General features: G+C 69.1%; 20 protein-coding genes and 1 pseudogene. 11 read left to right on the top strand and 10 right to left on the bottom strand.

Annotation, left to right across the window (positions count from 1 at the left end):
* Positions 1-484, bottom strand: a 484-nt coding sequence (locus tag A5712_RS15490; protein ID WP_156766581.1) for a VWA domain-containing protein, incomplete at its 3' end; no start/stop codon positions are given.
* A 53-nt stretch (positions 485-537) separates the two neighbouring features.
* The gene (locus A5712_RS15485; protein ID WP_068106775.1) at positions 538-1,572 is read right to left on the bottom strand and encodes a cupin; all 1,035 of its coding nucleotides are present in this window, start codon (positions 1,570-1,572) and stop codon (positions 538-540) included.
* A gap of 177 nt (positions 1,573-1,749) precedes the next feature.
* Here A5712_RS15485 and A5712_RS15480 point away from each other — a divergent pair, with 177 nt between their 5' ends.
* On the top strand, positions 1,750-2,421 hold the full coding sequence (locus A5712_RS15480) for a GntR family transcriptional regulator (RefSeq protein ID WP_068106773.1): 672 nt from the start codon (positions 1,750-1,752) through the stop codon (positions 2,419-2,421).
* Positions 2,422-2,423: 2 nt separating this feature from the next.
* On the opposite strand, the gene A5712_RS32485 is transcribed toward A5712_RS15480, so the two are convergent.
* A complete protein-coding gene (locus A5712_RS32485; protein ID WP_068106772.1) occupies positions 2,424-3,107 on the bottom strand; it encodes a DivIVA domain-containing protein in 684 nt (227 codons plus the stop codon).
* Between the two features lie 108 nt (positions 3,108-3,215).
* Between A5712_RS32485 and A5712_RS15470 the strand changes: the two genes are divergently transcribed.
* On the top strand, positions 3,216-3,500 hold the full coding sequence (locus tag A5712_RS15470) for a GlsB/YeaQ/YmgE family stress response membrane protein (RefSeq protein ID WP_067157083.1): 285 nt from the start codon (positions 3,216-3,218) through the stop codon (positions 3,498-3,500).
* Between the two features lie 6 nt (positions 3,501-3,506).
* Here A5712_RS15470 and A5712_RS15465 read toward each other — a convergent pair whose 3' ends face one another.
* Genes A5712_RS15465 through A5712_RS15455 form a run of 3 tightly spaced genes read right to left on the bottom strand, consistent with a single transcriptional unit; the run spans position 3,507 to position 6,264 of the window.
* Entirely contained in the window at positions 3,507-4,586 is a 1,080-nt protein-coding gene (locus tag A5712_RS15465; protein WP_068106770.1) for an adenosine deaminase, read from the bottom strand.
* Positions 4,583-5,869, bottom strand: a complete 1,287-nt coding sequence (locus A5712_RS15460; RefSeq protein ID WP_068106768.1) for a thymidine phosphorylase — start codon at positions 5,867-5,869, stop codon at positions 4,583-4,585. The genes A5712_RS15465 and A5712_RS15460 overlap by 4 nt, the downstream gene beginning before the upstream one ends.
* Positions 5,866-6,264, bottom strand: a complete 399-nt coding sequence (locus A5712_RS15455) for a cytidine deaminase (RefSeq protein WP_068106766.1) — start codon at positions 6,262-6,264, stop codon at positions 5,866-5,868. Before A5712_RS15455 ends, A5712_RS15460 begins: the two co-directional genes overlap by 4 nt.
* Positions 6,265-6,477: 213 nt before the next feature.
* On the opposite strand from A5712_RS15455, the gene sdhC reads away from it, so the two are divergent.
* From sdhC to A5712_RS15435, 4 genes are read left to right on the top strand one after another with little or no spacing between them, the layout of a single operon-like run.
* Positions 6,478-6,816: a succinate dehydrogenase, cytochrome b556 subunit gene (gene sdhC / locus A5712_RS15450; RefSeq protein WP_068106765.1), complete on the top strand. Its 339-nt coding sequence runs from the start codon at positions 6,478-6,480 to the stop codon at positions 6,814-6,816.
* The gene (locus A5712_RS15445) at positions 6,813-7,280 is read left to right on the top strand and encodes a succinate dehydrogenase hydrophobic membrane anchor subunit (protein WP_068106762.1); all 468 of its coding nucleotides are present in this window, start codon (positions 6,813-6,815) and stop codon (positions 7,278-7,280) included. The genes sdhC and A5712_RS15445 overlap by 4 nt, the downstream gene beginning before the upstream one ends.
* A gap of 19 nt (positions 7,281-7,299) precedes the next feature.
* Positions 7,300-9,054: a succinate dehydrogenase flavoprotein subunit gene (gene sdhA, locus A5712_RS15440; RefSeq protein ID WP_068106760.1), complete on the top strand. Its 1,755-nt coding sequence runs from the start codon at positions 7,300-7,302 to the stop codon at positions 9,052-9,054.
* Entirely contained in the window at positions 9,054-9,845 is a 792-nt protein-coding gene (locus tag A5712_RS15435) for a succinate dehydrogenase iron-sulfur subunit (protein ID WP_068106758.1), read from the top strand. The genes sdhA and A5712_RS15435 overlap by 1 nt, the downstream gene beginning before the upstream one ends.
* An 18-nt stretch (positions 9,846-9,863) precedes the next feature.
* Here the strand turns inward: A5712_RS15435 and A5712_RS15430 are convergent, their stop codons facing one another.
* Entirely contained in the window at positions 9,864-10,337 is a 474-nt protein-coding gene (locus A5712_RS15430) for a hypothetical protein (RefSeq protein ID WP_231982134.1), read from the bottom strand.
* Positions 10,338-10,453: 116 nt separating this feature from the next.
* On the bottom strand, positions 10,454-11,524 hold the full coding sequence (locus A5712_RS15425) for a diguanylate cyclase (RefSeq protein ID WP_068106756.1): 1,071 nt from the start codon (positions 11,522-11,524) through the stop codon (positions 10,454-10,456).
* 37 nt (positions 11,525-11,561) lie between these two features.
* Between A5712_RS15425 and A5712_RS15420 the strand changes: the two are divergent.
* Positions 11,562-12,230: pseudogene (locus A5712_RS15420) on the top strand (carboxymuconolactone decarboxylase family protein); the annotation flags it as partial.
* 191 nt (positions 12,231-12,421) lie between these two features.
* Here A5712_RS15420 and A5712_RS31375 read toward each other — a convergent pair.
* Positions 12,422-12,670 carry a hypothetical protein gene (locus tag A5712_RS31375; protein ID WP_197519401.1) on the bottom strand — a complete coding sequence of 83 codons (249 nt, stop codon included), beginning with the start codon at positions 12,668-12,670 and terminating at the stop codon, positions 12,422-12,424.
* Here A5712_RS31375 and A5712_RS15415 point away from each other — a divergent pair.
* The 4 genes from A5712_RS15415 to A5712_RS15400 are packed head-to-tail and all read left to right on the top strand — an operon-like array spanning position 12,651 to position 15,994.
* On the top strand, positions 12,651-13,490 hold the full coding sequence (locus A5712_RS15415; RefSeq protein WP_197519400.1) for a GGDEF domain-containing protein: 840 nt from the start codon (positions 12,651-12,653) through the stop codon (positions 13,488-13,490). The two genes, A5712_RS31375 and A5712_RS15415, sit on opposite strands and share 20 nt — an antisense overlap.
* Before the next feature lie 47 nt (positions 13,491-13,537).
* Positions 13,538-14,272, top strand: coding sequence for a helix-turn-helix domain-containing protein (locus A5712_RS15410; RefSeq protein ID WP_068106750.1), 735 nt, complete (start codon positions 13,538-13,540; stop codon positions 14,270-14,272).
* Positions 14,273-14,318: 46 nt separating this feature from the next.
* Positions 14,319-14,912: a class I SAM-dependent methyltransferase gene (locus tag A5712_RS15405; protein ID WP_068106748.1), complete on the top strand. Its 594-nt coding sequence runs from the start codon at positions 14,319-14,321 to the stop codon at positions 14,910-14,912.
* Complete coding sequence (locus tag A5712_RS15400) at positions 14,900-15,994, top strand: alpha/beta hydrolase (RefSeq protein WP_068106745.1); 1,095 nt, start codon at positions 14,900-14,902, stop codon at positions 15,992-15,994. The genes A5712_RS15405 and A5712_RS15400 overlap by 13 nt, the downstream gene beginning before the upstream one ends.
* Here the strand turns inward: A5712_RS15400 and A5712_RS15395 are convergent.
* A complete protein-coding gene (locus A5712_RS15395) occupies positions 15,935-16,849 on the bottom strand; it encodes a sigma-70 family RNA polymerase sigma factor (RefSeq protein ID WP_068106742.1) in 915 nt (304 codons plus the stop codon). The two genes, A5712_RS15400 and A5712_RS15395, sit on opposite strands and share 60 nt — an antisense overlap.
* Positions 16,850-16,871: the final 22 nt, after the last annotated feature.

The raw sequence follows: 16,871 nt of genomic DNA, 5'->3' as shown, positions 1-16,871 counted from the left end.
GGGTGGCCTCGTGCTGCGGGGTCGGCGGCACCAGGAGGTAGGGCGTGCCCGCGAAGCCGACCAGTCCCAGGTTGATGCCCGGCGTCAGTTGGCTGGCGAACTGGCTGGCCGCCTGCTCGGCCGCCTTGAGCCGGTTGGGGGCGACGTCGGTGGACGCCATGGACTCCGAGACGTCGATGACCAGCACCACGACCGCGCGGTTGAGCGGAATCCGGATGTCCGACGTCGGCCCGGCCATGGCCGTGGTCAACAGCACCAGCGACGCGGCGAGCAGGATCGTCGGCACGTGCCGCCACCGGCCCGAGCGCAGCGGCGCGACCCGCTCCAGCACCTCCATGTTGGCGAACCGCAGCACCCGACGCCGACGGGCGAACTGCACCACGACGTAGATCCCGGTCAGCAGCGCCACGGCCAGCAGGAACAGGAAGAACCAGGCGTTCTGGAACCCCGTCAGCGACACCGGTCCCAGCAGCGGCAGCTTCATGTCCAGCCACCCTATTCGTCAAACGACGCGGCTGCATGGAGGCCGCATGGACGCTAGCCGGCGACCAGATCCCGGCGCTGGGTGAACTTGATGTCCAGGCTGCGCAGGTGGGTCTGTAGCCCGGCGTCCTGGATCGGGATCAGGTGGGCGGGCGTGTCCGTCTCGTTGTAGTGGGCGTGCCACATGCCCGGCGGGGTGGTGAAGGCGCCGCCGGCCTGCCACTCCACCCGGATCGGGTCGACGATGTCGCCGCGCTCGTCGAGGCGGGTGCCCAGCAGGGTGTAGCAGCCGCTCGGGGGCGCGTCGAGGATCAAGTCCAGCGCGACCGACTGGTGCCGGTGTGGGCGCTGCTCCTGTTGCGGCGGCAGCACGCCGAACATCGCCCACAGCACGTGGGTGATGGTCATCGTCTGCTCTTGGTTGGCGTTGGCAAGCAGCACGCTGACCCGGCTCTTCTCGTTGGCGCCCGGCCGGGCGGCGATCTCCTCCAGCTTGGCCACCGCGTCGGACCGGCAGAACTTGGTGGGACGGAACCGCGGCTGGGTGGCCGAAACGCCGAGGTAGCGCAGCAGCGGCTCGTCGTGCACCCAGTACATGACGGTCTCGGCGTCGGCGTAGAACACCGAATCGTTGCCGGCGGGCAGCGTCAGGAAGTCACCCTTCTCCCACTTGACGAGCCGGCCGTTGATCGCCGCGAAGCCCCGCCCGTACAGGACGTAGTACAGCTGCGAGGTGGCGTTCGGGCAGGCGTCGATCTGCTCGCCGGCGCGGATGCGGACGAAGTTGGCCAGCAGGGCGGGGCTGGTCGCCGGTCCGGTGTCGATGCCGAGCTGCCCGGACAGGTCCAGCGGGAACACGCCCGTCGGACGGTCGAGGTAGATCTCCGGACCGAAGCGGGTAATCGGAACCTGCGGGGCATGTCCGGACCCGATCGGGTTGGCGGCCTTCGAGTATTCGAAATAACAGGCGTCGTCGGCCCAGTCTTCGAACCTGCCCTCGAAGCCGAACTCGGCGACGTTCGTCATGGGCGCGGGGACGGTCGGGTCCAGGTTTGGGACCACCGATTGGTCTGTTCCCAAGGTCGACATGGCAGAAATCCTCCGGCTAAGGTGCGTCTTGTACCTCTAACGTATCTCTCTTGTATCTCAGCGGTCAAGCGAGGGCCGGCGGTGTTCGTTTGGTGTACCTTCATGGGACACATCTGGGATACGACTTAGCCGCAAGAAAGTTAGCTGCAAGAAAGGCCTCGAGGAAGGCATCGTGCTGTGAACAACCCGCGCGCCGGCACGGCCAAGGACCGCGCGCTCGAGTACGTCAAGGCGCAGGTGCTCACCGGCCAGTTTCCGGGCGGGGAGTTGATCAGCGAGGGCGACGTCGCCGCCGCGCTGGGCATGTCGCGGACCCCGGTCCGCGAGGCGTTCCTCCGGCTGGAGGCCGAAGGCCTGCTGCGGTTGTTTCCGCAGCGTGGGGCCCTCGTCGTCCCGGTGTCCCCCGACGAGGCCCGTTCCGTGATCGAGGCGCGGCTGATCCTGGAACAGTTCGCGACGACGAAGGTGGTGGCGCGCGGCCCCGCCGCCCGCGCCGCGGTGTACGAGCGGCTGTCGGGCGAGCTGAAGCGGCAACACGACGCCGCCACGGCCGGCGACTGGCGCGAATTCCTGGACGCCGACCGCGCCTTTCACACGGTCACGCTGGAGGAATCCGGCAACGCCATCTTGGCCGGGTTCTACTCGTCGCTGCGGGACCGCCAGATGCGGATGATCGGCGAATCGGCGTTCGGCGACCCGGGCCGGATGGCGACGATCATGGACGAGCACCGCGTCATCGCCGAGGCGCTGCGCGACGGCGACCTGCCGAGCGCGCTGAGCGCCGTGCGCACGCACCTGGCCAGCACCGTGCGGGCGATCGGCATCGCCGTCGATCCGCTGTCGGTGTAGCCCTACAGCGTCAGGACGCCGTCGCCGGCGGCGATCTGGTCGCGCGCTTCGGCTCGGGCGCGCCGCACGGCGTACCAGGAGCCCTGGCTCAGCAGCAACGCGTCGGTGCCGTCGTTCGGGACGGCTATCAGCCGGTGGCGCCGCGCGCCGAGCAGGCTAGCCAGCAGGGAGATCGGGGAGAGCGCGACGGCGACGCATCCCTCCAGCAACCACGCGACGGCGGCCCACACCCTCCACAGGAACCAGTTCCACAGCAGGTCGAAGACGAATTCCAAGACGACGTCGAGCACACCGTCGCCGGACCCGCCAGACGTGTCGTCCGAGCGCCAGTCGTGCCATTGCGGCGTCCAGAACAGGAACAGGTTCGGCTGGATCTGCATGGTGTACCTGGTCGGCGGCCGATCGCCCGGCGCGGGCTCGGGTGGCGAACCCCCGGGTCCCGCGACCTGCCGCGCGACCGAGTCGAGGAACGCGTCGACCTCGTCCTGGTGGTATCCGCGCTTTCCGATGGGCGGCTTGGCGAAGGTGACGTCGCGGATCTGCTCAACCGTGAGCCCCCCGCGCCCCGGATCCCGCAACGCCGCCTCCAGCCAGTCGAGAAACGCGTCGACCTGGTCCTCGTTGTAACCGCGTTTACCCATGGGTGGCGGACCGAAGGCGACGTTGCGCACCTGCTCGGGATCCATGAGCAGAGTTTGTACCGCATCGAATTGTGTTACAAGCCGGGTGGTTCAGGGAACCCGCATTCCAAGACGGTGCCCGCAAGGGGCGCCGTAAAGACAACAGGAGCTGCAATGATCGGATCAATCATCCTGGCCATCATCGTGGGCGCGGTCATCGGTTTGGTGGCACGCCTGGTTATGCCGGGCAAACAGAACATCGGCATGATCATGACGGTCGTCCTCGGCGCCGTCGGTGGTCTGATCGGCTCGGCCGTGGCCGCGCAGTTCGGATACCACAACGCCAACGGCGGCATCGCCTGGATTCCGTTCTTCGTCGGCGTCGCCGCCGCCGTCGTCCTGATCGCGATCTGGGAGGCCGTGACGGGCCGTCGCCACCGCACCGGGTTGCCCCGCTAGCCGGCGCTAACCGATCAACACCGCGTACCGCGGTTTGATCACCTCGTCGATGATCGCCAGCCGCTCGTCGAAGGGGATGAACGCGGACTTCATCGCGTTGATGGTGAACCGCTCCAGATCACTCCATCCATAACCGAAAGCCTCGATGAGCCTCGACATTTCGAGGCTCATCGTGGTGTCGCTCATCAGTCGGTTGTCGGTGTTGACGGTAACCCGGAAGCGGGTGCGGGCCAGCAGATCGAACGGGTGCTCGGCGATGCTCTTGACGGCGCCCGTCTGCACGTTCGAACTGGGGCACAGCTCGAGCGGAATTCGCTTGTCGCGCAAGATGGATGCCTGCTGACCCAGCCGGACGCGGCCGTCCTCGAGGACCTCGATGTCGTCGACGATGCGCACCCCGTGGCCGAGCCGGTCGGCGCCGCAGAACGCGATCGCCTCGTGAATGGACGGCAACCCGAACGCCTCACCGGCGTGAATGGTGAAGCGCGCGTTGTGGTCTCGCATGTACTCGAAGGCGTCCAGGTGCCGGGTCGGCGGGTTGCCGGCCTCGGCGCCGGCGATGTCGAACCCCACCACGCCCTTGTCCCGGAACCGGATTGCCAGCTCGGCGATCTCGCGGGACACCGCGGCGTGGCGCATCGCGGTGACCAGCAGCCGCACCTTGATCTGCCGGCCCGCCGCCGCGCAGGCCTTCTCGCCGGCGGCGAAACCCTCCAGCACGGCGTCGACGATCTCGTCGAAGGACAGCCCGCGGTCGATGTGCAGTTCGGGGGCGAAGCGCACCTCGGCGTAGACGACGGAATCCTCCGCCAGGTCCTCCACGCATTCGTAGGCGACGCGGTACAGGGCATCGGGGGTCTGCATCACCGCCACGGTGTGCGAGAACGGTTCCAGGTAGCGCTCCAGCGAGCCGCTGTGCGACCGGGTGCGAAACCACTTCGCCAGCTCGTCGACGTCGGTGGCGGGCAGCCCGTCGTAGCCGGTCTGGCCGGCGATGTCGATCACGGTCGACGGCCGCAGCCCGCCGTCGAGGTGATCGTGCAGCAGGGCCTTGGGCGCCTTTTTGATCTGGTTCAGTTCGATCACTGGGCGATCCGATCGATGATCAGCGGCCGGGAAACCGGCGGCGTGTCCTCGACGCTGTAGCCGCCGGCCAGCTCGGCCAGCGCGGCGTCGAAGCGTTCGGGGGTGTCGGTGTAGAGGGTGAACAGCGGCTCGCCGGCCGCGACGGGCTCCCGGGGGCGACGGTGGATCCTGATGCCCGCGCCCAACTGCACCGGATGGCCCGGACGGGACCTGCCCGCGCCGAGCCGCCAACTTGCCAGCCCCACTGCCATCGCGTCGATATCGCCCATTGTGCCGCCCCGGTGCGCGGTCACGGTCTCGGAACACGAACCGATCGGCAACGGTACCGACAAGTCGCCGCCCTGGGCCGCGACGAGCCGGCGAAAGCGGTCCATCGCGGTGCCGTCACGCAGCGTGCGGGCGGGATCGACCTCGCCGAGGCCGGCGAGGTCGAGCATCTCGGCGGCCAGCCGCAGCGTCAGCTCCACCACGTCGGGCGGCCCGCCGCCGGCCAGCACCTCCAGCGACTCGGCGACCTCGAGCGCGTTGCCGACCGTCGAGCCCAGCGGGCGGTTCATGTCCGTCAGCAGCGCGCGGGTGGGCACCCCGTGCGCCGCGCCCAGCTCGACCATTGTGTGGGCCAGCTCCCGGCTGGCCGCCTCCGAGCTCATCAGCGCCCCGGATCCGACCTTCACGTCGAGCACCAGCGCGCCCGCGCCCTCGGCCAGTTTCTTGCTCATCACCGAGCTGGCGATCAGCGGCAGCGACTCGACGGTGCCGGTGACGTCGCGCAGCGCGTAGAGCTTGGCGTCGGCCGGGGCCAGCTCGCCGGCGGCGAAGATCGCGGCGCCGACGTCGCGGAGCTGTTCTGCGATCCGCCGGGTGGACAGCTGGGCGGTGAACCCGGCGATGGATTCCAGCTTGTCCAGGGTGCCGCCGGTGTGCCCGAGCCCGCGGCCCGACGCCTGGGGCACGGCCGCCCCGCAGGCGGCGACGACGGGCACCAACGGCAGGGTGATCTTGTCCCCGACGCCGCCGGTCGAGTGCTTGTCGACGGTCGGGATGCCCAGGTCGCCGAAGTCCAGCCGCGCCCCGGAGGCCAGCATGGCCGCCGTCCACCTGGCGATCTCGCCGCGGTCCATGCCGCGCCACACGATCGCCATCAGCAGCGCCGACATCTGCTCGTCGGCGACGCGGCCGTGCGTGTACGCGTCGATGACCCAGTCGATGGCGGCGTCGGACAGCCGCCCGCCGTCGCGTTTGGTCCGGATCACCGTCGGCGCGTCGAATTCCAAGTCGCTCAAGGCAGTTCCCGCGGCAGGTCGGCGGTGAAGGCGTCGGGCAACAGCTCGCCGAGGCGGCGCGGCCCGGCGGGATGGTCGACCAGCAACTCCGGCCCGCCGTGTTCGAGCAGCAGCTGACGGCATCGCCCGCACGGCATCAGGGCGGCCCCCCGGGCGTCCACGCACGCCAGCGCGACCGGCCGGCCGCCGCCGGTGGCGTGCAGGGCGCTCACCACCCCGCACTCGGCACAGAGACCAAGGCCATATGAGATGTTCTCCACATTGCACCCGGTGATCACCCGGCCGTCGTCGACCAGCGCGGCCGCGCCCACGGCGAACCGAGAGTAGGGCGCGTAGGCCCCCGCCGCGGCCCGGATCGCGTTGTCGCGCAGCGCTTTCCAATCGACATCAGGCATATCCACTCCGCTCGCCGACGGGCCGATACAAGACAGCCAGACTAACCCTGACACGACACTTCGCCTGGCGGCTGTACGGCCCGGCCTGCCAGCTGGCAGGGTTAGGCTGACTTGTCCGGCTTACTGTTCTATTAAGGCGGTGGGGACTTGGTGAGCACTGCCGCCGCGCGCAAGCGGCGACCACCCCGGACCCTGTATCGGGGCGACCCCGGCATGTGGGCGTGGGTGCTGCACCGCATCAGCGGCGCGACGATCTTCTTCTTCCTGTTCGTCCACGTGCTGGACGCCGCGATGTTGCGGGTGAGCCCGCAGACCTACAACGCGGTGGTCGGCGACTACAAGACCCCGATCGTCGGCCTGATGGAGTACGGCCTGATCGCCGCGGTGCTGTTCCACGGGCTGAACGGCATCCGGGTCATCCTGATCGACTTCTGGTCGCAGGGGCCCCGTTACCAGCGGCTGATGTTCCTGATCGTCATCGTCGTCTTTTTGCTGCTGATGGTGCCCGCCGGCGTGGTGACCGGCATCCACATCGCGGAGCACCTGCGATGAGCAGCCCGGACCTTCAGCTCGGGCGCGGCCAGACGGCGCCCGTCAAGCAGCGCTTCTACGACCGTCCCGCCAGCCTGGACAATCCCCGCTCCCCGCGGCGGCGCGCCGGCATCCCCAACTTCGAGAAGTTCGCGTGGCTGTTCATGCGGTTCTCCGGGATCGCGCTGGTGTTCCTGGCGATCGGGCACCTGTTCATCATGCTGATGTGGGACGACGGCGTGTACCGCATCGACTTCAACTACGTGGCCCAGCGGTGGCATTCGCCGTTCTGGCAGATGTGGGACATGGCGCTGTTGTGGCTGGCGCAGCTGCACGGCGGCAACGGGCTGCGCACCATCATCGACGACTACAGCCGCAAGAACTCCACCCGGTTCTGGCTCAACAGCCTGCTGCTGTTGTCGATGGGGTTCACGTTGGTGCTGGGCACCTACGTGCTGGTGACATTCGACCCGAACATCTCGTGATCGAGGGAGGCGAGCGGATTTGATCCAGCAACACCGCTACGACGTGGTGATCGTCGGCGCGGGCGGTGCCGGGATGCGCGCCGCCGTCGAGGCGGGGCCGCGGGTGCGGACCGCGGTGCTGACCAAGCTCTACCCGACCCGCAGCCACACCGGCGCCGCCCAGGGCGGCATGTGCGCGGCGCTGGCCAACGTCGAGGACGACAACTGGGAGTGGCACACGTTCGACACCGTCAAGGGTGGCGACTACCTCGCCGACCAGGACGCCGTGGAGATCATGTGCAAGGAAGCCATCGACGCGGTGCTCGACCTGGAGAAGATGGGGATGCCGTTCAACCGCACCCCCGAGGGCCGCATCGACCAGCGCCGCTTCGGCGGGCACACCCGCGATCACGGCAAGGCCCCGGTGCGCCGGGCCTGCTACGCCGCCGACCGCACCGGCCACATGATCCTGCAGACGCTGTACCAGAACTGCGTCAAGCACGACGTGCAGTTCTTCAACGAGTTCTACGCGCTGGACCTGGTGCTCACCCAGACGCCGACCGGGCCGGTGGCCACCGGCGTGGTCGCCTACGAGCTCGCGACGGGCGAGATCCACGTCTTCCACGCCAAGGCCGTCGTCATCGCCACCGGCGGGTCGGGCCGCATGTACAAGACGACCTCCAACGCGCACACCCTGACGGGCGACGGCATCGGCATCGTCTTCCGCAAGGGACTTCCCTTGGAGGACATGGAGTTTCACCAGTTCCACCCGACCGGGCTGGCCGGGCTGGGGATCCTGATCTCCGAGGCCGTGCGCGGCGAGGGCGGCCGGCTGCTCAACGGCGAGGGCGAGCGCTTCATGGAGCGCTACGCGCCGACCATCGTCGACCTGGCGCCGCGCGACATCGTCGCCCGCTCGATGGTCCTGGAGGTCCTGGAGGGCCGCGGCGCCGGCCCGCACAAGGACTACGTGTACATCGACGTCCGCCACCTCGGCGAGGACGTGCTGGAGTCCAAGCTGCCCGACATCACCGAGTTCGCCCGGACCTATCTGGGCGTGGATCCGGTGCACGAGCTGGTGCCGGTCTACCCGACGTGTCACTACGTGATGGGCGGCATCCCGACGACCGTCACGGGACAGGTGTTGCGGGACAACACCTCCACCGTCCCGGGGCTATACGCGGCCGGTGAGTGCGCGTGCGTGTCGGTGCACGGCGCCAACCGGCTGGGCACCAATTCGCTGCTCGACATCAACGTGTTCGGCCGCCGGGCCGGCATCGCCGCCGTGGGCTACGCGCGGGGGCACGACTTCGTCGACATGCCGCCCGAGCCGGAGGCGATGGTCGTCGGGTGGGTGGCCGACATCCTCTCCGAGCACGGCAACGAGCGCGTCGCCGACATCCGCGGCGCGCTGCAGCAGTCGATGGACAACAACGCCGCGGTGTTCCGCACCGAGGAGACGCTCAAGCAGGCGCTCACCGACATCCACGCGCTGAAGGAGCGCTACTCGCGAATAACCGTGCACGACAAGGGAAAGCGTTACAACAGCGACCTGCTGGAGGCCATCGAGCTGGGCTTCCTGCTGGAGCTGGCCGAGGTCACGGTGGTCGGCGCGCTGAATCGCAAGGAGTCCCGTGGCGGCCACGCCCGCGAGGACTACCCGAACCGAGACGACGTCAACTACATGCGCCACACCATGGCCTACAAGCAGGGCACCGACCTGCTGAGCGACATCGCGCTGGACTTCAAGCCCGTGGTGCAGACCCGCTACGAACCCAAGGAACGGAAGTACTGATGACGGCCGAAACAGAGGTCGAAACTTTGGAGCCGCCCCTGCCGCCGGTTCCGGAGGGCGCGGTGATGGTGACCGTGAAGATCGCCCGGTTCAACCCCGACCAGCCCGACGCCTTCGCGAAAACCGGTGGCTGGCAAAGCTTTCGGGTGCCCTGCCTGCCCAGCGACCGGATGCTCAACCTGCTGATCTACATTAAGAGCTACCTCGACGGCACGCTGACCTTCCGGCGGTCCTGCGCGCACGGCGTGTGCGGCTCCGACGCCATGCGCATCAACGGCGTCAACCGGCTCGCCTGCAAGGTGCTGATGCGCGACCTGCTGCCCGACAAACCGGGGAAATCCCTGACCATCACGGTCGAACCGATCCGCGGGCTGCCGGTGGAGAAGGACCTCGTCGTCGACATGGAGCCGTTCTTCGACGCCTACCGTGCCGTGAAGCCGTACCTGATCACCACCGGCAATCCCCCGACGCGGGAACGCATCCAGAGCCCGACCGACCGCGCCCGCTACGACGACACCACCAAGTGCATCCTGTGCGCGTGCTGCACCACCAGCTGCCCGGTGTTCTGGCACGAGGGCAGCTACTACGGGCCGGCGGCCATCGTCAACGCGCACCGCTTCATCTTCGACAGCCGCGACGAGGCCGCCGCCGAGCGCCTCGACATCCTCAACGAGGTCGACGGCGTGTGGCGCTGCCGGACCACGTTCAACTGCACCGAATCCTGCCCGCGGGGGATCGAGGTGACCAAGGCGATCCAGGAGGTCAAGCGCGCGACGATGTTCTCGCGCTAGACCCCCGGGCGCCACGAGTCAGGGCTTGTCTTCGCCGCGGCCGGTGCCGGCCACGTGCGCCGGCCCGACGCGGTCGTCGTCGCGGTCGGATTCCGGCATGTGTGCGGCGGGTTGCTCGTCCGCCGGCGACTGCGTCGCGCCGCCGGGCGTATCCGACGGGCTGGCCGACTTGTAATCCGGATTCGCGGTGGGTCCCGCCGCGCCGCCCGCGCCCTGGGCGTCGGCCGCGGCGCCCTGTTGACGTCCCTCGTACGGCGGGACGGCACTCCCCGTGTCTTGCGGAGGCAACTCCCCGGTGCCGCTGTAGGTGTCCGACGCGTTCGGATCGCTCATCGGCGGGTTGGCGTCTTCGTCGACCGTTCCGACCGGACGGTCCCCGGTGCCATGCTCCGGGGTATCCGAACCGGTGTCGCGTGCGCCGCTGCCCAATTCGGGATCGTCGAAGTGCTCCAGGCGCGTGTTTCCTGATTCCTGATCGTTTTGAGAGGTCATCACTGTCTCCTCACCCTCTCGAACCCTCCCGGACCGGTTGGCCGGCGGGTTCGAAATCGGGTACCCGGACCTCTTGGCGGGAAACCACTTCGACGCCGTGACGCGAGCCGCGCGGGTCAGCAGAGCTCGTGGTGATGACTTCGGTTGCCGCCCAACCGTTTAGCCCGATACATCGCGGCGTCCGAGGCGCTGATCAACTCCTGCAGCAGCGCTTGGGGGTCGTCGGCGGCGTCGTCCAGGCGGGCGCAGGCGGTGCCGATGCTCGCGGTGACCCCCGCGGTCGAGGCCGCGATGGCCCGGCACATCCGCGCGGCCAACGACTCGGCGTTGCAGCCCGCGGACGTCCCGGCCAACAGAAATTCCTCGCCGCCGCTGCGCGCCACCACCGCCTGGTCGTCCGCGGCGGCCAGCAGCGCCTGGGCGACCTGGACCAGCGCCTGGTCGCCCGCGGCGTGGCCGGACCTGTCGTTCACGGACTTGAAGTGGTCGAGGTCGATCAGCATGACCACGAGGTGGGAGTCGATGCCCCGGCGGGCCAACATCATCCCCAGCGCCTCGTGCGCGAACGCGCGCCGGTTGAGCAGGCCCGTCAACGGATCGCGGTCGGCGCGCAGCAGGTCCCCGGCCAGGGCGCGCACCAGGATGAGGATCGCCACCGGGAGGGCGATGTTGACCTCGATCACCAGCCACAGGTCCACCCCCGCGAGGCTGGGATGGCCGGACCTGGCCAGCGACAGCGCCTCCCACGAGCCGACGGCGGCGGCCACCGCGAAGTTGTACAGCACGAAACCCATCGTGTGAAAGAACGCCATGTAGGCGCCAAAGGTCGCGAAGGCAACGCACCCAATCAGCGCGGCCAGTGGGTTCGGGTGGGCCAGGCACGCGAGGGCGACGGCCGTATTGCAGGTGATCGCGAAAATGAGTGACTGCGTGCGCGTGGGCCAGCGCCAGGCCCACAGCACCACCCCCGCCACCCCGCCGCCGGCGGCGGCCCACATCATCGCCACCGGCACCGCCCCACGGGGACCGTCCGAGCCGGCCAGCAGCGCGAGGAGGCACAACACCATCGACGCAGAAATCAATGCCAGCCCGGCCCGGGTGGCACCGCTGACGCCCCGCGACGCAAGGTAACCGGAGAGCCAGTCATATTGATCGGCCCGCCACCACCGGCTAAACAGCGCGGTCATCGTCAACTCGCAACCGCCGCCACAGGTCGAGAGACTAGCCGCATACCGCAGGTATGTGTCACACTTTCGCACCCCACCTCGTCCGAGGGGTATGACACAGAAAACCCGCATCGAGCCCCTGCCCCCCAACCGCACCGGGCTGCTGACCCGCGCCATGTACCGGGTGGCCAAGCGGCGCTACGGCCAGGTCCCCGAGCCGTTCGCCGTGTCCGCGCATCACCGCGGGCTGATGATCGCCGGCGCGGTGCACGAAACCATGGTCGACCGGGCGTCCAAGGCGCTTCCGGTCGGCGTGCGTGAGCTCGCGGTGTACTGGACCGCGCGCCAGATCGGCTGCTCGTGGTGCGTCGACTTCGGCTCCATGCTGCAGCGCCTGGACGGCCTCGACATGGAGCGCCTCAAGGAGATCGAGAATTACGCCACCTCACCGGCGTTCAGCGACGACGAGCGCGCGGCCATCGCCTACGCCGACGCGATGACGGCCGACCCGCACACCGTCACCGACGAGCAGGTCGCCGACCTGCGCGCCCGCTTCGGCGAGGCCGGCGTGTTCGAGCTGACGTACCAGATCGGCCTGGAGAACATGCGGGCGCGGGTGAACTCCGCGCTGGGCATCACCGAACAGGGCTTCAATTCCGGTGACGCCTGCCGCATCCCGTGGATTGTCGAGTCGGACGAGGCGCGCACTTCTACGGACGCACGCTGATCACCTCGCACGACGGCCCGGGCATGGGCGATACCGCCGTTGCCGCCTAGACCTTGGGATTGCTAGTTCAAGGCGACATGCAGCGAATACACCGCGATTCGAGTAGCGTTTTTGCCGCTAACCAAGGAAGGCAGCTGGAGTAACGGGGAGACTGTGGCTGGGTGGTTGCGGCGGTGGTGGCTGCAGGTAGATCACTTCGACTGGCTGAGCTCGTATGTGCAAGTCCACCGCCTCCGGATGTACGGCAGACTGCTGGTTGCCGGTATCACCGCGGCGCTGGCGACCGTGCCCCTCGCCATGCTGGCCAGCCCGGCGGGGCCGCGCACGACGACGACCAGAGTCCTGACACTCGCCGTGACGGCAACCGGGCTGGTCCTGGCGTTGGTGTGGTTGGCCGCGTGGCCGTCGCGGCGCACATCCTTGACGTATTCGATCGTCATCAGCCCGTGCATCGCCGTGGCCTCTCTCGTCCAAAGCCAGCCGTTCATCGGGCTGCTCGGATGCGCCGCGTTCGCCGTGCTCGGCGGCTACATCGCTTTCTTCCACACCGCCGCGTGGATGACCTACAACTTCGCGATCGCTGCCGTTACGGTCGGCATGCTCTCCGTGCGCGGCGCCTTCCACGAAGACCTCGTGCTGGCGGGCTGCGCACTCGCCGTGATCGTCGCCCTCAACGTCGCCGTGCCCCTGGCGCTGCAATCGCTGGTCCACCTGATGAGCGTCGACATCGTGCACTCCAGACGCGACCCACTGACAGGACTCCTCAACCGGCGCGCCTTTCACGAGTCAGCTCAACAGCTGGTCACCCGCAACCGCGACCCGAAGGCACGTTGGCTGATTGTCGCGATGATCGACCTCGACAACTTCAAGCGCGTCAACGACACCCACGGTCACCTCGCCGGAGACCGGGCGCTGATGGACGTCGGCGCAGTGTTGCGCAACAACTGTCGCGCCGGCGCGGTGATCGCCCGGGCCGGTGGGGAAGAGTTCCTGATCGCCGATATCGCCGACACCCTCAACGGGCACGCAATGGCTGAGCGACTGCGCGCGGCCATTGCCGGGATTTCCACACCGGTCACGGCGAGTATCGGTACTGCCACCGTCGTCCTCGACGATGCAACGCGCGATGACGTCCCCCACGTCATCAGTCAGCTCATCGGCAGCGCTGATGCCGCGATGTATGAGGCCAAGCGGGCTGGCGGAACCAAATCCGTTGCCGCACGGAGCATCCGGCCGATATGGCCTGAACTGGCGCAGTGATCACTCATGGGCTCCCCGAAATTCGTGGTCGACGCTAGAGTGGCGGCATGCGTGTCTGGGACTTGGGCCCGGGTCGGCTCCTGGTGGCCGGCGCATTCTCCGATCTCGCGCCGCACCACCACCCCGCGGTCCAGGTCACGGTCGGCACCGAAGGTCCGTTGACAGTTGCCCGCGCGGGCGACCGGCGCGACGTCTGCCGGCTGGTCGTCGTCGGCAGCGGTGTCCGGCACGCGGTGCGCTCCGAGGCGAAATCCGGGGCGCTGACGCTGTACCTCGGCCTGCAGACGCCGCAGGGTGTCGCGTTGAATGCGGCGGCGCGTCATGGGGTCTGGGTCGTCGACGACGGACGACCGCTGGCTGAGGCGACGGCCGCGTCGCTGGACGGGGACGGCCCGCACGCCGCGGCGGATTTCCTGGTCGGTCGGCTGTGCGGACGGCAAGACGGGCCGCGGTCCGTGCACCCGCAGTTGCGGCAGGCGATCGAGGTCGTGTCGAGCCGGGTGCCGGGCCAGATGGACGTGGCATCGGTCGCGGATGCCGTTGCGCTGTCACCGGATTACCTCGGGCGCCTGTGCCGGCAACAGACCGGGGTGTCGATGTCGGCGACGATCCGCTGGGCGCGACTGATGACCGCCATGGGCCACCTCATCGAGGGACGCTCCGTCACCGACGCCGCCCACCTGGCCGGGTTCGCCGACGGCTCGCACGCCAACAGGGTGTGCTGGGAGATGACCGGTTCGGCCCCGCACCAGCTCGCGCGGGCGGTTCGCGAATCCGTGTGACGGATCCGTACAAGCGTTCCCGTCGCGGGTGAGCCACGCTTGGGGCATGCCCGCGATGTCAGCATTCGAACGCGCCTTCTGCTGCGGCGCCGTCGGTCGTTCCGGCAGCCCGCTGATCGCGCGTGAGCTGCACGCCCGGCGACTGGGCCGCGACGTGCTGGAGATCGGATCCGGTGCCGGATCCGTTGCCCGACAAGCCCTCTCGAAGAACCCCGAACTTGCCTGGGTCGCAATGGACATCGACCCGCACATGACGCGGGCCGCCGCCGCACGGCTGCGGGGATTCCCCAACGCGTCGACGCGGACGGCCGACGCCACCGCGATGCCCTTCCCCGACGAGTCCTTCGACTCCGTCGTCAGCTGCCTCATGCTGCATCACATCATCGACTGGGAACGCGCGGTCGCCGAGGTGGCGCGGGTGCTGCGACCGGGCGGGGCCTTCGTCGGCTACGACCTGGTGCGCACCCCGCTGGCCGCCCTGTTTCACCGGTTGGACGGCTCCCCGCACCGGCTGATCGTGCCGTGCGACTTCCGGGTCGAGTGCGAGAAGAACGGGCTCGCGGTCGCGCTGCGGTCCGGGCTGCTCGGCCACGTCATGCGGTTCTCGGCTAGCAAGGAGGAAACATCATGGCATCGTTAGGAATTCGCACCCGGGCCGTCCGGGGCATCTTCGCGTTGCCCAGGCCGGTCCGCCGGCTGCTGGCCGGGCCACCGGTGCGCATCGACGGGCAGGAGATGGCGCTCGACGCGCAACTCATGATCCGCCTCAAAAACCTTTCCGGCTCCGATGTTTTCACCGATCCCGTCGAGCAGGCCCGCGCGCGGTATGACGAACTGCCCCGGCTCATGGGTTACGAATCACCCCTGCCCATCCCGACGCGGGAGATCGCCATCCCCGCCGAGCACGGCGACATCCCGGCCACCCTGTACACCCCCGCGGGCTTGCCCGAGCCGTCGGGGCTGCTGGTGTATTTCCACGGCGGCGGCTTCTCGGTCGGCTCGCGAACAAGCCACGACCCCGTCGCCCGCTACCTGGCAAGCCACGCCGGGGTGCGCGTGCTGTCGGTCGAATACCGGCGCGCCCCCGAGCACCCGTTCCCCGCCGCCGTCGAAGACGCGATCGCCGCGTTCGACCACGCGCACCGCCACGCCGCCGACCTGGGTGCGGACCCCGGCCGCGTCGCGGTCGGGGGCGACAGCGCCGGTGGCAACCTGGCGGCCGTGACCGCGCAACAGGCGGTGCGACGCGGCGGCCCCATCCCGGCGTTCCAGCTGCTGATGTACCCCCCTTCGGACCTCGCCGGCCGCCGGCCCTCGCACGACCTGTTCGCCGGCGGCTCCACCTTCACCGACCGGAACCTGCGCTGGGCGCTGGCCAATTACATTCCGGCGCACACCGATCCGCGCGACCCGCGGCTGTCACCGCTGCACGGCGACGCCACCGGCCTGCCGCCCGCCTACATCGCAGCCGCGGGTTTCGATCCGATCCGCGACGACGCGGTCGCCTACGCGGACAAGCTGCGGGCCGCCGGCGTTCCGGTGGCACTCAGCCGGCAGCCGGACCTGCCGCACGCATACCTCAACTTCGTCGGCCTGGGCGGCCGGTTCGCCGAAGCGGCCGCCGAAGCCGCCGGGGCGCTGCGCCTGGGCCTCGCCGTGGCCTCAGGACAGGCCGGCCAGGGGCGAGCCGGTGAACTTGTCGGGGTTGGCGATATCCCATAGCGCGCAGACCTTTCCGTCGCGCACCGTCATCGCCAGGATCCGCGGCCGCATCTCCCAGTGCCCGTCGTCGCCGGGGCTGCCCGCGGTGTAGGCGCCCAGCTCGCCGTTGACCAGCGCCAGCTGATTCGCCGTGAAGAACGCGTCGCCGTAGCGGCGGGCCAGGCCGAAGATGAACCGGGCCACCTTGTCCGATCCCTGAATGACGTGAACGGCGGTGGGCGCCTTGCCATTCGAATCGCCGGTGAACGTCACGCCCGGATGCAGCAGGGAGACGACGGCCTCCAGGTCGCCGGCGGCGATGGCCGCCATCAGCCGGCCGACCACCTCGTTGTGCGCGGGATCGGGCGCCGCGGATATCGGGGCCGGTTCGGCGGACACGGCTTTGCGGGCGCGTGACGCCAGCTGGCGCGCGGCGGCCTCGCTGGTGCCAAGCACCTCGGCCACTTGCGAGAAGGGCACGGCGAACCCGTCGTGCAGCACGAACGCGACCCGCTGATCGGGCGACAGGCGCTCCAGCACGACCATCGCCGCGAACCGGGCGTCCTCGCCGGCCACCACCGCGGACAGCGGGTCCGCGCCGTCAAAGCCGGTGACCACCGGCTCGGGCAGCCAATTGCCGGTGTAGGTCTCGCGGCGGTGCGCGGCCGACCGCAACCGGTCCAGCCCGAGCCGGCTCACCACGGTGGTCAGCCAGGCCCGCAGGTCGTTGATATCGCTGTCGTGCTTGTCCCAGCGCAGCCAGGCGTCCTGGACGATGTCCTCGGCGTCGGCCACCGTGCCGGTCAGCCGGTAGGCGACAGACATGAGATGCGGTCGCAGCGCCTCGAACTCGCCAACCTGCTGCGCCGCGGTCATATCGCGAGGCTACGCTCGCGGA

This window comes from Mycobacterium sp. E2327, assembly GCF_001672675.1.
GTDB lineage: Bacteria > Actinomycetota > Actinomycetes > Mycobacteriales > Mycobacteriaceae > Mycobacterium.
This window is presented reverse-complemented; position numbering and strand designations above follow the sequence as displayed.